Origin of the sequence: Streptomyces sp. Ru71, assembly GCF_002920535.1 — a bacterium.
In the GTDB taxonomy this organism is placed as follows: domain Bacteria; phylum Actinomycetota; class Actinomycetes; order Streptomycetales; family Streptomycetaceae; genus Streptomyces.
In genome coordinates this window covers 1-15,320 of the sequence record NZ_PQSS01000010.1, presented here as the reverse complement: position 1 = coordinate 15,320, position 15,320 = coordinate 1, and the positions used below count along the sequence as shown (strand labels likewise).

At 73.5% G+C, this 15,320-nt stretch carries 11 protein-coding genes and 2 pseudogenes; 11 read left to right on the top strand and 2 right to left on the bottom strand.

Annotated features, from left to right (window positions below):
• Nucleotides 1-226: 226 nt before the first annotated feature.
• Nucleotides 227-1,955, top strand: a pseudogene (locus tag C3489_RS08690) (hypothetical protein).
• Between the two features lie 128 nt (nucleotides 1,956-2,083).
• On the opposite strand, the gene C3489_RS08685 reads toward C3489_RS08690, so the two are convergent.
• Entirely contained in the window at nucleotides 2,084-2,959 is an 876-nt protein-coding gene (locus C3489_RS08685; protein WP_374936726.1) for a hypothetical protein, read from the bottom strand.
• Nucleotides 2,960-3,042: 83 nt separating this feature from the next.
• Here C3489_RS08685 and C3489_RS08680 point away from each other — a divergent pair, with 83 nt between their 5' ends.
• The 4 genes from C3489_RS08680 (at nucleotide 3,043) to ilvD (ending at nucleotide 7,934) form a co-directional block, all read left to right on the top strand.
• Nucleotides 3,043-3,975, top strand: a complete 933-nt coding sequence (locus C3489_RS08680) for a Ppx/GppA phosphatase family protein (RefSeq protein WP_103781170.1) — start codon at nucleotides 3,043-3,045, stop codon at nucleotides 3,973-3,975.
• Nucleotides 3,976-4,379: 404 nt separating this feature from the next.
• A complete protein-coding gene (locus tag C3489_RS08675) occupies nucleotides 4,380-5,204 on the top strand; it encodes a sugar phosphate isomerase/epimerase (protein WP_103781169.1) in 825 nt (274 codons plus the stop codon).
• Complete coding sequence (locus C3489_RS08670) at nucleotides 5,201-5,923, top strand: TetR/AcrR family transcriptional regulator (protein WP_103781168.1); 723 nt, start codon at nucleotides 5,201-5,203, stop codon at nucleotides 5,921-5,923. The genes C3489_RS08675 and C3489_RS08670 overlap by 4 nt, the downstream gene beginning before the upstream one ends.
• 157 nt (nucleotides 5,924-6,080) lie before the next feature.
• Complete coding sequence (ilvD, locus tag C3489_RS08665) at nucleotides 6,081-7,934, top strand: dihydroxy-acid dehydratase (protein WP_103781167.1); 1,854 nt, start codon at nucleotides 6,081-6,083, stop codon at nucleotides 7,932-7,934.
• An 83-nt stretch (nucleotides 7,935-8,017) separates the two neighbouring features.
• Here ilvD and C3489_RS08660 read toward each other — a convergent pair whose 3' ends face one another.
• The gene (locus C3489_RS08660; RefSeq protein ID WP_103781166.1) at nucleotides 8,018-10,288 is read right to left on the bottom strand and encodes a PQQ-binding-like beta-propeller repeat protein; all 2,271 of its coding nucleotides are present in this window, start codon (nucleotides 10,286-10,288) and stop codon (nucleotides 8,018-8,020) included.
• 183 nt (nucleotides 10,289-10,471) lie between these two features.
• Here C3489_RS08660 and C3489_RS08655 point away from each other — a divergent pair, with 183 nt between their 5' ends.
• The 6 genes and pseudogenes from C3489_RS08655 to proC all read left to right on the top strand — a co-directional run bounded on the left by C3489_RS08655 (nucleotide 10,472) and on the right by proC (nucleotide 14,953).
• Nucleotides 10,472-10,777 carry an SH3 domain-containing protein gene (locus C3489_RS08655; protein ID WP_103781165.1) on the top strand — a complete coding sequence of 102 codons (306 nt, stop codon included), beginning with the start codon at nucleotides 10,472-10,474 and terminating at the stop codon, nucleotides 10,775-10,777.
• Nucleotides 10,778-10,857: 80 nt separating this feature from the next.
• Nucleotides 10,858-11,367, top strand: a complete 510-nt coding sequence (locus C3489_RS08650) for a hypothetical protein (RefSeq protein ID WP_103781164.1) — start codon at nucleotides 10,858-10,860, stop codon at nucleotides 11,365-11,367.
• Nucleotides 11,368-11,549: 182 nt separating this feature from the next.
• A complete protein-coding gene (locus C3489_RS08645; protein WP_103781163.1) occupies nucleotides 11,550-12,365 on the top strand; it encodes a class I SAM-dependent methyltransferase in 816 nt (271 codons plus the stop codon).
• Nucleotides 12,366-12,453: 88 nt separating this feature from the next.
• Nucleotides 12,454-13,261 (top strand): annotated as a pseudogene (locus tag C3489_RS08640) (ABC transporter ATP-binding protein).
• Entirely contained in the window at nucleotides 13,258-14,031 is a 774-nt protein-coding gene (locus tag C3489_RS08635; RefSeq protein ID WP_103781161.1) for an ABC transporter permease, read from the top strand. The pseudogene C3489_RS08640 and the gene C3489_RS08635 overlap by 4 nt, the downstream one beginning before the upstream one ends.
• 109 nt (nucleotides 14,032-14,140) lie before the next feature.
• On the top strand, nucleotides 14,141-14,953 hold the full coding sequence (gene proC / locus C3489_RS08630) for a pyrroline-5-carboxylate reductase (protein WP_103781160.1): 813 nt from the start codon (nucleotides 14,141-14,143) through the stop codon (nucleotides 14,951-14,953).
• Nucleotides 14,954-15,320: the final 367 nt, after the last annotated feature.

The window sequence follows — 15,320 nt, the reverse complement described above, 5'->3', positions numbered from 1 at the left end:
GGCAGCAACCGCCACCCCCCATCCGGAACCGGCCTGCCTTCGCCCGGAACCGGTCTCCCTCCACCCGGAACCTGCCACCCCGCATCCCGAACCGGCCACCCTCCACCCGGAACCGGCCACGGAACGAACGGCTCGTGTCCCCTATTGAGGGATCGTTTCACCCGTACGGATTAAAAGTGCTCAAGGCGCCCGGGAGGGCCTGCTCATGCCGCCTACGGTCGCACGGGTGATGAGCAGCAGTCCGGAGACCACGACCCGCACCACCGGCGCACACCGAGCGCACCGGGAGGCGCGCGACCGCGCCGCGGCGCGCACGCTGGCGCAGCGCCCGCCCGCGCGCTACGAGCCGTACCTGGACGGATTGTTCACCTACTGCCTGTCCGTCCTGTGCGACCACGACGCGGCCACCGCCGCCCTCGCCGACGCGCTCGCCCTCGCCGAGCGGCGCGGCACGCGCGTACCGGAGGCCGCCGGGGACCGCCGCGCCTGGCTGTACGCGCTGGCCCGCTGGTCGTGCCTGCGCAAGCTCGCCGAGGCCAAGCAGAAACGTCAGGCCACCCATGCGGCGGGCCGGCCCGGCGGGCACGGGCGCCAGGAACCGGAGGTCCCCGTCGCCCCGGAGGTGCAGGAGCAGCGGCGCCGCGAACTGGGCCTGCTGGCCTGGCCGGAGGCCGCCGGCACCACCCCCGAGCAGCGCGAGGCCCTCGAACTCGCCGTGCGCCACCACCTGGCCGCCCACGAGGTCGCCGCCGTGCTCGGCATGGACCTCGCCGCCGCCCGCGAACTGCTCGCCGCGGCGGCCTGCGAGGTGGAGCGCACCCGCGCCGCGCTCGCCGTCGTCGAGACCGGCACCTGCGCGAGCGCCGCCCGCCTCACCGGCGACGGCCGGTTCGTGCTGAGCAGCACCCTGCGCCGCGAACTGGTCCGGCACGTCGACGACTGCCCCCGCTGCCGCCGTACCGCCGAGCGCGCGGTCCCCGGCCGCTGGCCCGGCGCCACCGTCACGCCCGCCGAACTGCCCGTGCTGGAGGCGCCCCGCGCGGTGCTGCACGTCGCTCTGGCGCACCATCCACGCGCGCGTGGTCACGCGGCGCCGCGCTTCGACCGGCGTGGCTTCCCCATGGACCCCAAGGACCGGGCGGCCCGCCGGGACCGCCTGCGCGCGCGTGCCGTCACCACGACGGTCGTCGCCACCGTGGTCGCCGCGCCCGTGCTCGCCCTGTGGGCCGCCTACCGGGGCGCTCCGGTCGGCGAGGGCGCCGCCGGCCCGGCCACCGCCCGCCAGGACCACGGCGCGGACAGCCTCGACGGCGAGCGCGCGAGCGGCGGCTACGAGAACGCCGGGAACGCCAGCACCCGGCCCGGCGCCCGTTTCGGTCCGGGCGGCAAGCCCGAGGTGTCGGTCGAGGTGGTCAGCGTCGCCGGGGCCGGCAGCGGCACCGGGGTGCTGGAGGTCACCGCCGCGAGCCGGGGCGACTCCACGCTGATCACGCTGACCGCGACCGGGTCGGCCCCCGTGCGCTGGTCGGCCGGCACCACGGCCCACTGGCTCTACTTCAGCCGGTCCTCGGGAACCCTCCGCCCCGGCGAGTCGTTCACGATCCAGGTGCACGTCGACCCCCTGCGCGAGCCGTCCGGCCACTGGAGCGCGCGGGTGGCGATCGCACCCGCCGGCGCCGTCGTCTCCATCGAGGGCTACGGCACCGCGCCCGGCCCCTCCGACCCCGGCACCGGCACCCCGGGCGACCCGTCCACGCCCCCCGATCCCGACCCGACGCCCACCTCCTCGGCCCCCACGGACCCCGGCGGCTCGCCCACCCCGAGCAGCCCCCCCGTCGTCCCCCGACCCGACGCCCACCGACCCCGCCCCGTCCGAGCCGGGCGGCTCGACCGACCCCGGCAGCTCCTCCCCGCCGCCCGGCGACAGCGGCACCCCGAGCCCGGCGACGTCGTGACGCCGGACGCGATACGAAGCCGTACGTCTGGCAGCGCGCCCGACGCGATACGGCGCCGTACACCCGGCGGCGCGGGGGACGCGATACGGGGCCGTAGGAGAGACGGAGCCGCACGCCCCGTGGCGGCGTCAGCCGGCCGGGTCCGCCGGATGCGGGGCCAGCAGGGGCAGCTGGGACGCCAGCCGCTCCTCGCACAGCTCGACCAGCCGGTCGTAGCCGGCCTTGCCCATCAGTTCGGTCAGCTCCGCCCGGTAGGAGACGTACACCGGCTCGCCCGCGCCGTGCGCCGACGTCGCCGACGTGCACCACCAGTGCAGGTCGTGGCCGCCCGGACCCCAGCCCCGGCGGTCGTACTCACCGATCGACACCTGCAGCACACGCGTGTCGTCGGGCCGGTCGATCCAGTCGAAGGTGCGCCGGATCGGCAGCTGCCAGCACACGTCCGGCTTGCTCTCCAGCGGCTCGCGGCCCTCGCGCAGGGCCAGGATGTGCAGTGAGCAGCCCGCGCCGCCCGGGAAGCCGGGCCGGTTCTGGAAGATGCAGGAGCCCTGGTAGGGCCGTGTCTGCCGCTCGCCGTCCTCGTCCTCGGAGACCCATCCGTTCTTCGTGCCCTCGGCGTGGTGCTGCCAGATCTCCGGCGTGAGCCGCGCCACGTGCTCGGCGACCCGCTTCTCGTCGTCCTCGTCGGAGAAGTGGGCGCCCAGCGAGCAGCACCCGTCGTCCGCACGGCCCGCCTGGATGCCCTGGCAGCCGCTGCCGAAGATGCAGTTCCAGCGGGAGGTCAGCCATGTCAGATCGCAGCGGAAGACCTGCTCGTCGTCCGCCGGATCCGGGAACTCCACCCACGCGCGCGCGAAGTCGAGCCCCTTCTCGTCGGTCTCCAGGGCCTTCTTCGACTTCTTGGCCGCCTTCGCCTGCGAAGGAACCTTGGATGTTTTGGTCACCTTGTCGGCCTTCGCCGACTTCGCCGGGTTTTCGTCCTTCGCCTTTTTCGTCTTTGGCACGCGTCCAGGGTAAGTCGCCCCGCGCGTCAACCGGCACCGCTCGCCGGTCCGAGCATCGCGCCGCTGGCAGTAGCGTTCCGTACATGAGACTCGGTGTCCTCGACGTGGGATCGAACACGGTGCACCTGCTGGTGGTGGACGCGCACCCCGGCGCGCGCCCGCTGCCCGCCCACTCGCACAAGGCGGAGCTGCGGCTCGCCCAATTGCTGGATCACGAGGGCTGCATAGGCGCCGACGGCGTGGACAAACTGGTCTCGGTCGTTCAGGACGCCCTCCAGGCCGCCGAGGACAAGGGCGTCGAGGACCTGCTGCCCTTCGCCACCTCCGCCGTGCGCGAGGCCGGCAACGCCGACGACGTCCTCGCGCGCGTGCGCGAGGAGACCGGCGTCGAGCTGCAGGTGCTCACCGGCGAGGAGGAGGCCAAGCTGACCTTCCTCGCCGTCCGCCGCTGGTTCGGCTGGTCCGCCGGGAAGCTGCTGGTCCTGGACATCGGCGGGGGCTCCCTGGAGATCGCCTACGGCATGGACGAGGAGCCGGACGCGGCGGTGTCGCTGCCGCTGGGCGCCGGCCGCCTCACCGCCGCCTGGCTGCCCGGCGACCCGCCCGACCCCGAGGACGTGCGCGCCCTGCGCCGCCATGTCCGCGCGGAGATCGCCCGCACGGTCGGCGAGTTCAGCCGCTTCGGCGCACCCGACCATGTGGTCGCCACCTCCAAGACCTTCAAACAACTGGCCCGCCTCGCGGGAGCCGCCCGCTCGGCCGACGGCCTCTACGTCCAGCGGGAGCTGAAGCGGGAGACCCTGGAGGCCTGGGTCCCCAAGCTCGCCGACATGACGGCGGCCCAGCGCGCGGAGCTCCCCGGAGTCTCCGAGGGCCGGGCGGGCCAGCTGCTGGCGGGCGCGCTGGTGGCGGAGGGCGCGATGGACCTCTTCGACGTGGAGGCCCTGGAGATCTGCCCCTGGGCCCTGAGAGAGGGCGTGATCCTGCGCCGCCTCGACCACATGGGCTCCGCGTAGCCGACCCAGAGGGGCGCGGGGAACCGCGCGACAAGCCACAACGCACCGGCACACGCGCACGGCGCTCACCACAACGGCGAGTGGGCGCCCCACCCCAGCCCGCACACGCGCACGGGCGCGAGCCGCAACGGCGCACACGCGCCCCCGCCCCGCCCCGCCCCGCACACGCGCACGGGCGCGAGCCGCAACGGCGCACACGCGCCCCCGCCCCGCCCCGCACACGCGCACGGGCGCTCACCACAACGGCGAAGACGCGCTCCCCGGCCCGCCCCGCACACGCGCGTGGTGCCCGCCGCACGGCGAACCCGCGCCCCCACCCCACCCCGCAGCCGCGATATGGCGCTCACCACAACGGCGATTACGCACCCGGCGTCCACGATGCCGCACCCCGTAACCTGTCCCCCATGGCAGAGCCAGTCGTACGGATCCCGGATGCGAAGGTCGCGCTGTCGACGGCCTCGGTCTATCCGGAGTCGACGGCCACGGCCTTCGAGATCGCCGCGCGCCTCGGTTACGACGGGGTCGAGGTCATGGTGTGGACCGACCCGGTCAGCCAGGACATCGAGGCGCTGCGCCGGCTCAGCGACTACCACCAGATCCCGATCCTCGCCGTGCACGCCCCCTGCCTGCTGATCACGCAGCGGGTGTGGTCCACCGATCCGTGGACCAAGCTCCAGCGCGCCCAGGCGGCGGCCGAGAAGCTGGGCGCGAGCACGGTCGTCGTCCACCCGCCCTTCCGCTGGCAGCGCCAGTACGCCCGGGACTTCGTGGACGGCATCTGGCGCATGGCGAACGAGACGGATGTGCGGTTCGCCGTCGAGAACATGTACCCCTGGCGCTACCGCGACCGCGAGATGCTCGCCTACGCCCCCGACTGGGACGTCACGAAGGACGACTACCGCCACTTCACGATCGACCTCAGCCACACCGCGACCGCCCGCACCGACGCGCTGCAGATGATCGACCGCATGGCCGACCGCCTCGGCCATGTGCACCTCGCCGACGGGCGGGGCTCGGCCAAGGACGAGCACCTGGTGCCCGGCCGCGGCACGCAGCCGTGCGCAGAGGTGCTGGAGCGGCTGGCCGTGAACGGCTTCGACGGCCATGTCGTCATCGAGGTCAACACCCGCCGCGCCATGTCCAGCGCGGAGCGCGAGGCCGACCTCGCCGAGGCCCTCGCCTTCACCCGCCTGCACCTGGCGTCCGCCGTGAAGGTGCCCCGGCGATGACCTCCCGCGATGGGACCCCGGCGACGACCTCCCGCGAAGGGACCCCGGCGACGACCCCCCGCGAAGGCACTCCGGCGACGGCGCACCGCGACGCCGGCCCGGCGATCACCAAGGCCGGCACCGCCGGGTCCCGCCGCCGGGGCCGCCCGCCGCGCACCGAGTCGGCCGACACCCGCGACCGCATCCTGGGCGCGGCCCGCGAGGAGTTCTCCGAGCGCGGCTACGAGAAGACGTCCGTGCGCGGCATCGCCAAGGCCGCCGGTGTCGACTCGGCCCTCGTCCACCACTACTTCGGCACCAAGGAACAGGTCTTCGAGGCGGCCATCGAGGTCGCCTTCGCGCCCGCCCTGACGATGCGCGACGCGGCCCTGGCCGGCCCCGTCACCGGCGTCGGCGAGCGCATGACCCGCCTGCTGTTCGGCCTGTGGGAGAACCCCGCCAGCCGGGCACCGCTGCTCGCGATCATCCGCTCGGCGGTGAACAACGACACCGCCGCGGCCGCCCTGCGCCGCCTGGTCTCCGCCCAGCTGCTGCGCCGGATCGCCGGGGAACTGCAGGCCGAGGACGCCGAGCTGCGCGCCGAGCTGGCGGCCGCGCAGCTGGTCGGCACGGTGATGCTGCGGTACGTGATCAAGGTGGAGCCGCTGGCGTCGGCGGACATCGAACAGATCATCGCCCGCCTCGCCCCGGTCGTACAGACGCACCTGACCGGCGACTGAGAGCGATACCCGCGCAGGTCACCGGCGCCCGGAAGACGCTGAACGGCGAGACGCCCGTCCCGCATTCCGGACACCCCGTCCGCCCCCTGGATGACCGGCGTACGCTCGACTGAAGTCAGAAGTCTCTGACCGAAGGTCCTAGAAGGAGCGAGCGACGATGCCCGAGCTGAGGTCCCGCACAGTCACCCACGGCCGCAACATGGCGGGCGCCCGCGCCCTTATGCGCGCCTCCGGTGTACCCGGTGCGGACATCGGCCGGAAGCCCGTCATCGCGGTCGCCAACAGCTTCACCGAGTTCGTCCCCGGCCACACCCACCTGGCCCCGGTCGGCCGGATCGTCAGCGAGGCGATCAAGGAGGCGGGCGGCATCCCGCGCGAGTTCAACACGATCGCCGTCGACGACGGCATCGCGATGGGCCACGGCGGCATGCTCTACTCCCTGCCCTCCCGCGACCTGATCGCGGACAGCGTGGAGTACATGGTCGAGGCGCACTGCGCCGACGCCCTGGTCTGCATCTCCAACTGCGACAAGATCACCCCGGGCATGCTCAACGCGGCCCTGCGCCTGAACATCCCGACGGTCTTCGTCTCCGGCGGTCCGATGGAGTCCGGCCGCGCCACCCTCGTCGACGGCACGGTCCGCACGCTCGACCTGGTCGACGCGATGGCCGACGCCGTGAACGACAAGATCTCCGACGAGGACATGCTCCGTATCGAGGAGAACGCCTGTCCGACCTGCGGCAGCTGTTCCGGCATGTTCACCGCCAACTCGATGAACTGCCTGACCGAGGCCATCGGCCTGTCCCTCCCCGGCAACGGCTCGGTCCTCGCCACCCACACCGCGCGCAAGAAGCTGTACGTCGACGCCGCGCGCACCGTGATGGACCTGGTCCACCGCTACTACGAGCAGGACGACGACTCCGTCCTGCCGCGCAACATCGCCACCTTCCAGGCGTTCGAGAACGCCATGGCGCTCGACATCGCGATGGGCGGCTCCACCAACACGATCCTGCACCTGCTGGCCGCCGCCCAGGAGGCCGGTGTGCCCTTCGGTCTGGAGCAGATCGACGCCGTCTCCCGCCGGGTGCCGTGCCTGGCGAAGGTCGCGCCGAACGTCGCCAAGGACCGCACGTACTACATGGAGGACGTGCACCGCGCCGGCGGCATCCCCGCCCTCCTCGGCGAGCTGCACCGCGCGGGCCTGCTGAATGAGGACGTCCACTCCGTGCACAGCCCGTCCCTGGCCGACTGGCTCAAGACCTGGGACGTGCGCGGCGGCTCCCCGTCGCCCGAGGCGGTCGAGCTGTGGCACGCGGCCCCCGGCTGCGTCCGCTCCGCCGAGGCCTTCTCCCAGTCCGAGCGCTGGGAGGCGCTGGACACCGACGCCGAGGGCGGCTGCATCCGCTCCGCCGAGCACGCCTACTCCAAGGACGGCGGCCTGGCGGTCCTCAAGGGCAACCTCGCCGTCGACGGCTGCGTCGTGAAGACGGCCGGCGTCGACGAGTCGATCTGGACCTTCGAGGGGCCCGCGGTCGTCTGCGAGTCGCAGGAGGAGGCCGTCCAGAAGATCCTCACCCAGCAGGTCAAGGAGGGCGACGTCGTCGTCATCCGCTACGAGGGCCCCAAGGGCGGCCCCGGCATGCAGGAGATGCTCTACCCGACCTCGTACCTGAAGGGCCGGGGCCTGGGCAAGGCGTGCGCGCTGGTCACCGACGGCCGCTTCTCCGGCGGCACCTCGGGCCTGTCCATCGGCCACGCCTCCCCGGAGGCGGCCTCGGGCGGCACCATCGCCCTCGTCGAGGACGGCGACCGCATCCGCATCGACATCCCGAACCGCTCCATCGAGCTCCTGGTCGACGACGCCGAGCTGGCCCGCCGCGAGCAGGCCCTGAACGGCGCCTACCGCCCGAAGAACCGCGACCGCAAGGTCTCGGCCGCCCTGCGCGCCTACGCCGCCATGGCCACCAGCGCCGACAAGGGCGCGGTCCGCGACGTGTCCAAGCTGGGCTGACCGCGCCCGGCCGGACGGCACAGCCGTACGACGACGAAGGGCCGCTCCCTCGGGGGCGGCCCTTCGTCGTATGCGGATCCTGGCTACCAGTCGCCCGGCGCCCCCGCGGGCACCGCGAACACCGTCCCGTCGGGCGCGGAGGCGTACACGCGGCCGCCACTGACCACCGGGACGGGCAGGGCCGCGGGGACCCGGTCCGCGCCGCTGCCCAGCCGGGCGCGGGTCTGGCCGACGAGGTCGCCCGAGCGGGCGTCGACGCCGAGCAGCCGCCCGTCGGCCGCCGTCACATACACATGGTCGCCGTCGGCGGAAGGCGCCGAGGCCCGGCTCACGGACGTCTCCAACGACCACAGCCGTCTGCGCGCGCCCATGTCGACGGCGTCCAGGGAACCCCCGACCGCCATGAGGTAGACGACGTCCCCCCGCACGGTGGCCTGCACCCCCTGCCGGGAGACGGGCAGCGCGACCCGGCGCGTGACGCCCGTCGCGGGGGAGTGGCGGACCACGCCCGTGGCCTCGCCGTACGCCCGGTCGAGGGCGAGCAGATAGACCGACCCGTCCTCGGCGCCGACCGGCTCCAGCATCCCGTCGAGCCGGGTGTCCCAGCGCACGTCACCGGTGCGCGGGTTCACGGCGGTGACGCGGGTGTGCTTCCCGTCGCCCGACACGCTCGCCGAGAACGCCAGCGGGCTGCCCGCGAACGCCTCGAACGACGGCATGGCCTGTCCGGGGATCCGGTGGCTCCACACCGTGGCGCCCGTCGCCGCGTCCACGCCGGTCACCGTGCCGTGCGCGCCGGTGAGCAGCAGCATGCCGCCGACGGCCGAGAACCCGGAGTACGCGGGCACGTCCTGGCTCCGGCGCACCTCACCCGAGGCGGGGTCGAGCGCCTCAAGGCGCCGCCCCTGGTCCGCGGGCGCGTACACGAGCCCGCCCGCGACGACCGGCGGACCACCGGCACGCCCCCGCGCCGCCGGGTGCCGCCACAACAGCCGCCCGTCACCGGGATCGAGCGCGAAGACCATCCCGGGCCGGGCGCACAGCAGCCTGCCGCCGCCCTGGGCGCACTCGGCGGCACCGCCGCCCGCCACCGCCGCCTCGGCCTCCCACCCGGCGAAGCCGGCCGGCGCGGACCGCGGCGCCGCACTCCGCGCCGGACCGCCGTCGATCAGCGGTACGACGGCCAGCGCACCGCCCGCGAGCAGCGCCACCGCCCCGGCGGCCAGCAGCACCCGCCCGAGCCGACGCCTGCGCACCGCCGCCCGCTGAGCCCCGCCGCCGCCCGCACCGGCCCCGCCGCCGCCCGCACCGGCCCCGCCGCCGCCCGCACCGGCCCAGCCACCGCTCGCACCGGCGCCGCCGCGCGCCGAAGCGCTCTCCTTCCGCTCAGCCCCTCGACCACCCCCCGTCGCGCCGCTGTTCCCGCTGTCCCTGCTGCTCTCGTCGTCCCCGCTCTCGCCCGGCACGGACGGCGATGGGCCGTCCGCCGCCCGCTGTGCCGGTATGAACGCCTGCGTGTCGTAGGAGGCCGCCACCGAGCGCAGCTCGCGCATCAGCTCGTCCGGTGTCGGCCGCTCTTCCGGTTCCTTGGCCAGACAACGTCTCACCAGCGGCGCCAGGTTCCCGGGCACGCCCGTCAGATCCGGCTCGTCGTGCACGACCGAGTAGGCGACGACGTACGGACTGTCGGAGTCGAACGGCCCCCGCCCGGTCGCCGCGTGCACCATCACCGAACCCAGCGCGAAGATGTCGGCGGCGGGCCCCACCTGCCGGGGCCGCCGGAACTGCTCCGGGGCCATGAACGGCGGCGTACCGATCAACTTCCCCGTCTCAGTGCGCAGTTCGCTGTCCTTGGGCCGGGAGATACCGAAGTCGATGACCTTCGGACCGTCCTCGGCGAGCAGCACATTGCTCGGCTTCAGGTCCCGGTGCACCACCCCGACCCGGTGGATGTCGCGCAGCGCCTCCGCGAGCCCCGCCATCAGCCGGCGCAACTCCGCCGCCCCCATGGGACCGTTCTGCTTCACATGCTCGGACAGCGTCGGTCCGGGGATGAACAGCGTGGCCATCCACGGCCGTTCGGCTTCCGCATCGGCGTCCACCACGGGCGCGGTGAAGGCGCCGCTCACCCGGCGCGCGGCCACGATCTCCTGCCGGAACCGGCCCCGGAACTCGGGGTCCCGCGCGAACTCGGCGTGCACGACCTTCACCGCGAGCCGCATGCCCGAGGGGCTGCGGGCCAGGTGGACGACGCCCATACCGCCCGAGCCCAGCCGGGACTCCAGCAGATAGTGACCGGCGTATTCCGGAAGTTCCGCTTCCGCGCCCGCTCCGGTGTTCCTCCGTGGCGCCATGGAACCACCCCCGTGCTGTTCGTCCGCGCGCGCGACGCACGGAGCCTAGTCGATGACTCGAACAGGACCGAGGCGGCTTGCTAGCGTTCGCGTGCGCGAGTCGCGTACAGGCGTTCCGCCGCGCGACGCGAGTGAATCAACGGGACCCCATGGACGTCATGGGGTGCAACGGGGGAGGTCATCATGTCCGTCGACCGTGTCGACGAAAACGCGGACGTGCGCAGCCAGGCCACGACGGCTCTGCGCTACTACTCGGTGGCGCCGGGCGTCCGGCTGAACGTCCGCAGCGGCCCCGGCACCGGCTACCCGATCGTCAAGATCCTGCCCGAGGGCATCAAGGTGCCGGTCTACTGCCAGTCGCCGGGCACCTGGGTGTCCGGCTACTACGGCACCACCAACATCTGGGACAACATCGCCAACGGCGAGTTCGTCTCCGACGCCTATGTGAACACCGGCAGCGACGGCTACATCGCGCCACGCTGCTCCTGAGCAGGGACGATCCCGAGCCGCGGCGAGCACGCGCAGCCGCGGCCCGGGCCCGCCGGGCCGGCAGCGCCATAATCGAGGGCGTGAGCGACGAGAACGGCACCCAGACCACCGGCCCCCGGCCGGAGCCCCTGCGTTTCTTCGGCACCACCTGGGTCGACCACGCGCACGGCTACACCGCCCGCCGCATCGGCGTGGCCGTCGGCTCCCTCGCCGCGGCGGCCGCCGCCTGCCTGGTGCTCCGCCTCGCCTACGAGGGACTGGCCCTCGCGGCCACCGGCAGTTTCCTGACCGTGCTGGTCGTCGCGATGTTCGCGATCTGCAGCGCACTCGCCTTCCGGCACACCTGGGACTCCTTCGGCAAGCGTCCCGACGCCGAGCGGCAGGCCAACCTGCGCGGTCTGCTCGCCATCGGCTTCATCGGCTCCCTGCTCGCCTACTTCTTCCGCTCCTTGACCGAGGCACCGGGCGAGAAGCTCCACCGCGCCGAGTACCAAGAGGCCCTCGACCGGCACCGGCGCCGCACCGCCAAGCGCTCGGGCAACCCGGGCAAGAGCACGGCCGGCCCGTCCAAGAAGCGCCGCCGCTCCTAGTACGCAGTACGCACCCGGAACGCATCAAAACCGGCCGCTGCACGTACCGAAGCCGGCCGCGGCACGCACGCAAACCAGCCGCTGCACGGACCGAACCCGAGCCCCTGCAGGCCCCGAACCCGGCCCCCGCGCGACCCGAAAACCGGCTGCCCCCGACACCCCCACGCGCCCACCATGGCCCCATGGCAGCCACGTCGGAATCCACTCGCGCCCACGCACCCGAACCACGCGACCCCGCCCGCCTCCACGCCGCCCGCGCCCACTCCTTCAACGCCGCCGCGGCCCAGTACGCCGCTCACCGCCCGTCCTACCCCGAGGCCCTGTTCGACGCCGTCGAGGAGCTGGCCGGACGCCCCCTGGCCCGCGCCCGCGTCGCCGACGTGGGAGCGGGCACCGGTATCGCGACCGCCCTGCTGGCCCGCCGCGGCGCCGACGTCCTCGCCGTGGAGCCGGGCGCCGGGATGGCGGCCGAGCTGCACCGCAGCCTGCCCGGGGTCCCCCTCGTACGCGGCGACGGCAACGCCCTGCCGCTCGCCGATGCCTCCCTGGACCTGCTCACCTACGCCCAGTCCTGGCACTGGACCGACCCGCTCCGCGCGGTGCCGGAGGCCCGGCGCGTGCTGCGGCCCGGCGGCGCACTGGCGCTGTGGTGGAACACCAGCGCCCTCGACGTGTCCTGGATCGCCGACCAGTCGGTCCGGATCGCCCGCCACTTCCACATCGACGACGCCCAGGCGAAGAAGGGCGCCTTCGACCCGGCCGCAGCCGACCCCACCGGCAGCCTCCACTTCGCGCACCGCCGGGTGCGCTGGAGCCGCCGCGTCCCCGTCGACACGCACCTCGCCAACATCGGCAGCCACTCCGTCTTCCTCGTCCACGGCGAGGCGAGCGCCCAGGCCTTCCTCACCGCCGAGCGCGCCCATCTGCTGACCGCCTTCCCGGACGGCGTGGTGGAGGAGACCTACGACGTCCAGCTGCTGGTCGCCCGCACCGCCTGACCCGGCCGACACCCCCGACCCGCGCCCGCGAGGCCCCGCGCCCCGCGGGCGCTTGACGTTCCCCACCACCGGACGCATTATTCACCACATGATGAATTACGTGTCCGGCGCACCCCCGGCGAGCCCCCGAAGCGCCCCTGTCCCCGGCCATCCACGCCACCGGCCTCACCGCCGTCCGAGGCCCCCGCACCGTCCTGCGCGGACTCGACTTCACCGTCCCGCGCGGCCGCATCACCGGCCTGCTCGGCCCCTCGGGCTGCGGCAAGTCCACCCTCATGCGCGCGATCGTCGGCACCCAGGCCAAGGTCACCGGCACCCTCGACGTCCTCGGCCACCCCGCCGGCCACCCCGCCCTGCGCACCCGCATCGGCTACGTCACCCAGGCCCCGTCCGTCTACGACGACCTGACCGTCCGCCAGAACCTCGACTACTTCGCCGCGATCCTCGACCCCGCGCAGCCCGCCCCCGACCGCCGCGCCGACGTCGACCGCGTCCTCACCGACGTCGACCTCACCCACCACGCCGACGCCCTCGCCGGCAACCTCTCCGGCGGCCAGCGCAGCCGCGTCTCCCTCGCGGTCGCGCTCCTCGGCACCCCCGAACTGCTCGTCCTCGACGAACCCACCGTCGGCCTCGACCCCGTCCTGCGCCGCGACCTGTGGAACCTCTTCCACACCCTCGCCGAGCGCGGCGCCACCCTCCTCGTCTCCTCCCACGTCATGGACGAGGCCGAGCGCTGCCACCGCCTGCTGCTCATGCGCGACGGCGAGATCCTGGCCGAGGACACCCCCGACGCCCTGCGCGCCCGCACCGGCGCCGACACCGTCGAGACCGCCTTCCTCCACCTGGTCGACCAGGCGACCAACGCAGCCCGCGCACAGGAGACGACCCGATGAGCACCACCACGGCCCCGGCCCCCGCCCGCGCCCTGAACCCCGCCCGCACCACCGCCACCGCCGCCCGGGTCCTGCGCCAGCTCGCGCACGACCCGCGCACCATCGCGCTGATGCTCCTCATCCCCTGCCTGATGCTCTTCCTGCTGCGCTACGTCTTCGACGGCAGCCCGCGCACCTTCGACAGCACCGGCGCCTCCCTGCTCGGCATCTTCCCGCTCATCACGATGTTCCTGGTCACGTCCATAGCCACGCTGCGCGAACGCACCTCGGGCACCCTCGAACGCCTCCTCGCCATGCCCCTCGGCAAGGGCGACCTGATCGCCGGATACGCCCTCGCCTTCGGCACCGTCGCGATCATCCAGTCCGCGCTGGCCACCGCCCTCGCCGTATGGGCCCTCGGCCTGGACGTCATGGGCAGCCCCTGGCTGCTCCTCCTGGTGGCGCTGCTCGACGCCCTTCTCGGCACAGCCCTCGGCCTCTTCGTCTCGGCCTTCGCGGCCTCGGAATTCCAGGCGGTCCAGTTCATGCCGGCAGTGATCTTCCCCCAGCTCCTCCTGTGCGGCCTGTTCACCCCCAGGTCCCAGATGCACCCCGCCCTCGAAGCGATCTCCGACGTCCTCCCCATGTCGTACGCCGTCGACGGGATGAACGAGGTCCTTCACCACAGCGACATGACCGCCACGTTCATCCGCGACGTGCTCATCGTGGCCGGCTGCGCCCTCCTCGTCCTCGCCCTCGGCGCAGCCACCCTCCGACGCCGTACGGCATGACGGCGGCCGCACGCGCAGGCGTCCCGCCCACCGGACAACCCGGGCCGGGCCCGCCCCCGGGTGCGAGGATGCCTCCAGGACGACGCACCCCTCGGAGGCATCCCCAGCCATGACGCAGAAAGTCGCAGTTCTCGGCACCGGCAAGATCGGCGAAGCCCTGCTCAGCGGAATGATCCGCGGCGGCTGGACCCCGGCCGACGTCCTCGTCACGGCCCGCCGTCAGGAACGCGCCGACGAGCTCCGCACCCGATACGGCGTCACCCCGGTCAGCAACGCCGAGGCCGCCAAGACCGCCGACACGCTGATCCTCACGGTCAAGCCGCAGGACATGGGCGCCCTCCTCGACGAGCTCGCCCCGCATGTCCCCGCCGACCGCCTCGTCATCAGCGGAGCCGCGGGCATCACCACCGCGTTCATCGAGGAGCGCCTGGCCGCGGGCACCCCGGTCGTCCGCGTCATGACGAACACCCCCGCCCTCGTCGACGAGGCCATGTCCGTCATCTCCGCAGGCAGCCACGCCACGGCGGACCACCTGGCCCACACCGAGGAGATCTTCGGCGCCGTCGGCAAGACGCTCCGCGTCCCCGAGTCCCAGCAGGACGCCTGCACCGCCCTGTCCGGCTCCGGCCCGGCCTACTTCTTCTACCTGGTCGAAGCCATGACCGACGCCGGCATCCTGCTCGGCCTGCCCCGGGACAAGGCCCACGACCTGATCGTCCAGTCAGCGATCGGCGCCGCGACCATGCTCCGCGACAGCGGTGAGCACCCCGTCAAGCTCCGCGAGAACGTCACCTCTCCCGCCGGCACCACGATCAACGCCATCCGGGAGCTGGAGAACCACGGCGTCCGAGCCGCCCTGATCGCAGCGCTCGAAGCCGCCCGCGACCGCAGCCGCGAGCTCGCCTCCGGCAAGAAGGACTGACCCCGCCGATCGGCCCAGATCGCCCGCCGGGGTGGGGTCCCGCCATGAGTTGACACACCCCGGTGGCATCCGTAAGGTTCTTCGAGTTGTCCGGCGTGAGAGCCGACCCCGGTCGGTCCGCGGGCAGCCATTCCGCAAGCACCACCACTACTCGACGGCAGTCGTTTCACGATGCTGCCCTCGTGTCATTGGCGCGCGCATTTGCGAAATGAGGAATCCGCGTTCGAAAGGACGCAGGGCCCCCGATTAGCTCGGGAGCCGGGAATCCGCTAAAGTCTCACTCGTCGGAACGGCCCAACGGCCGGGAAGACGAACCCCGCTGACTGGGGGTCAGACGCCGAAAGGATCTGATAGAGTCGGAACCGCC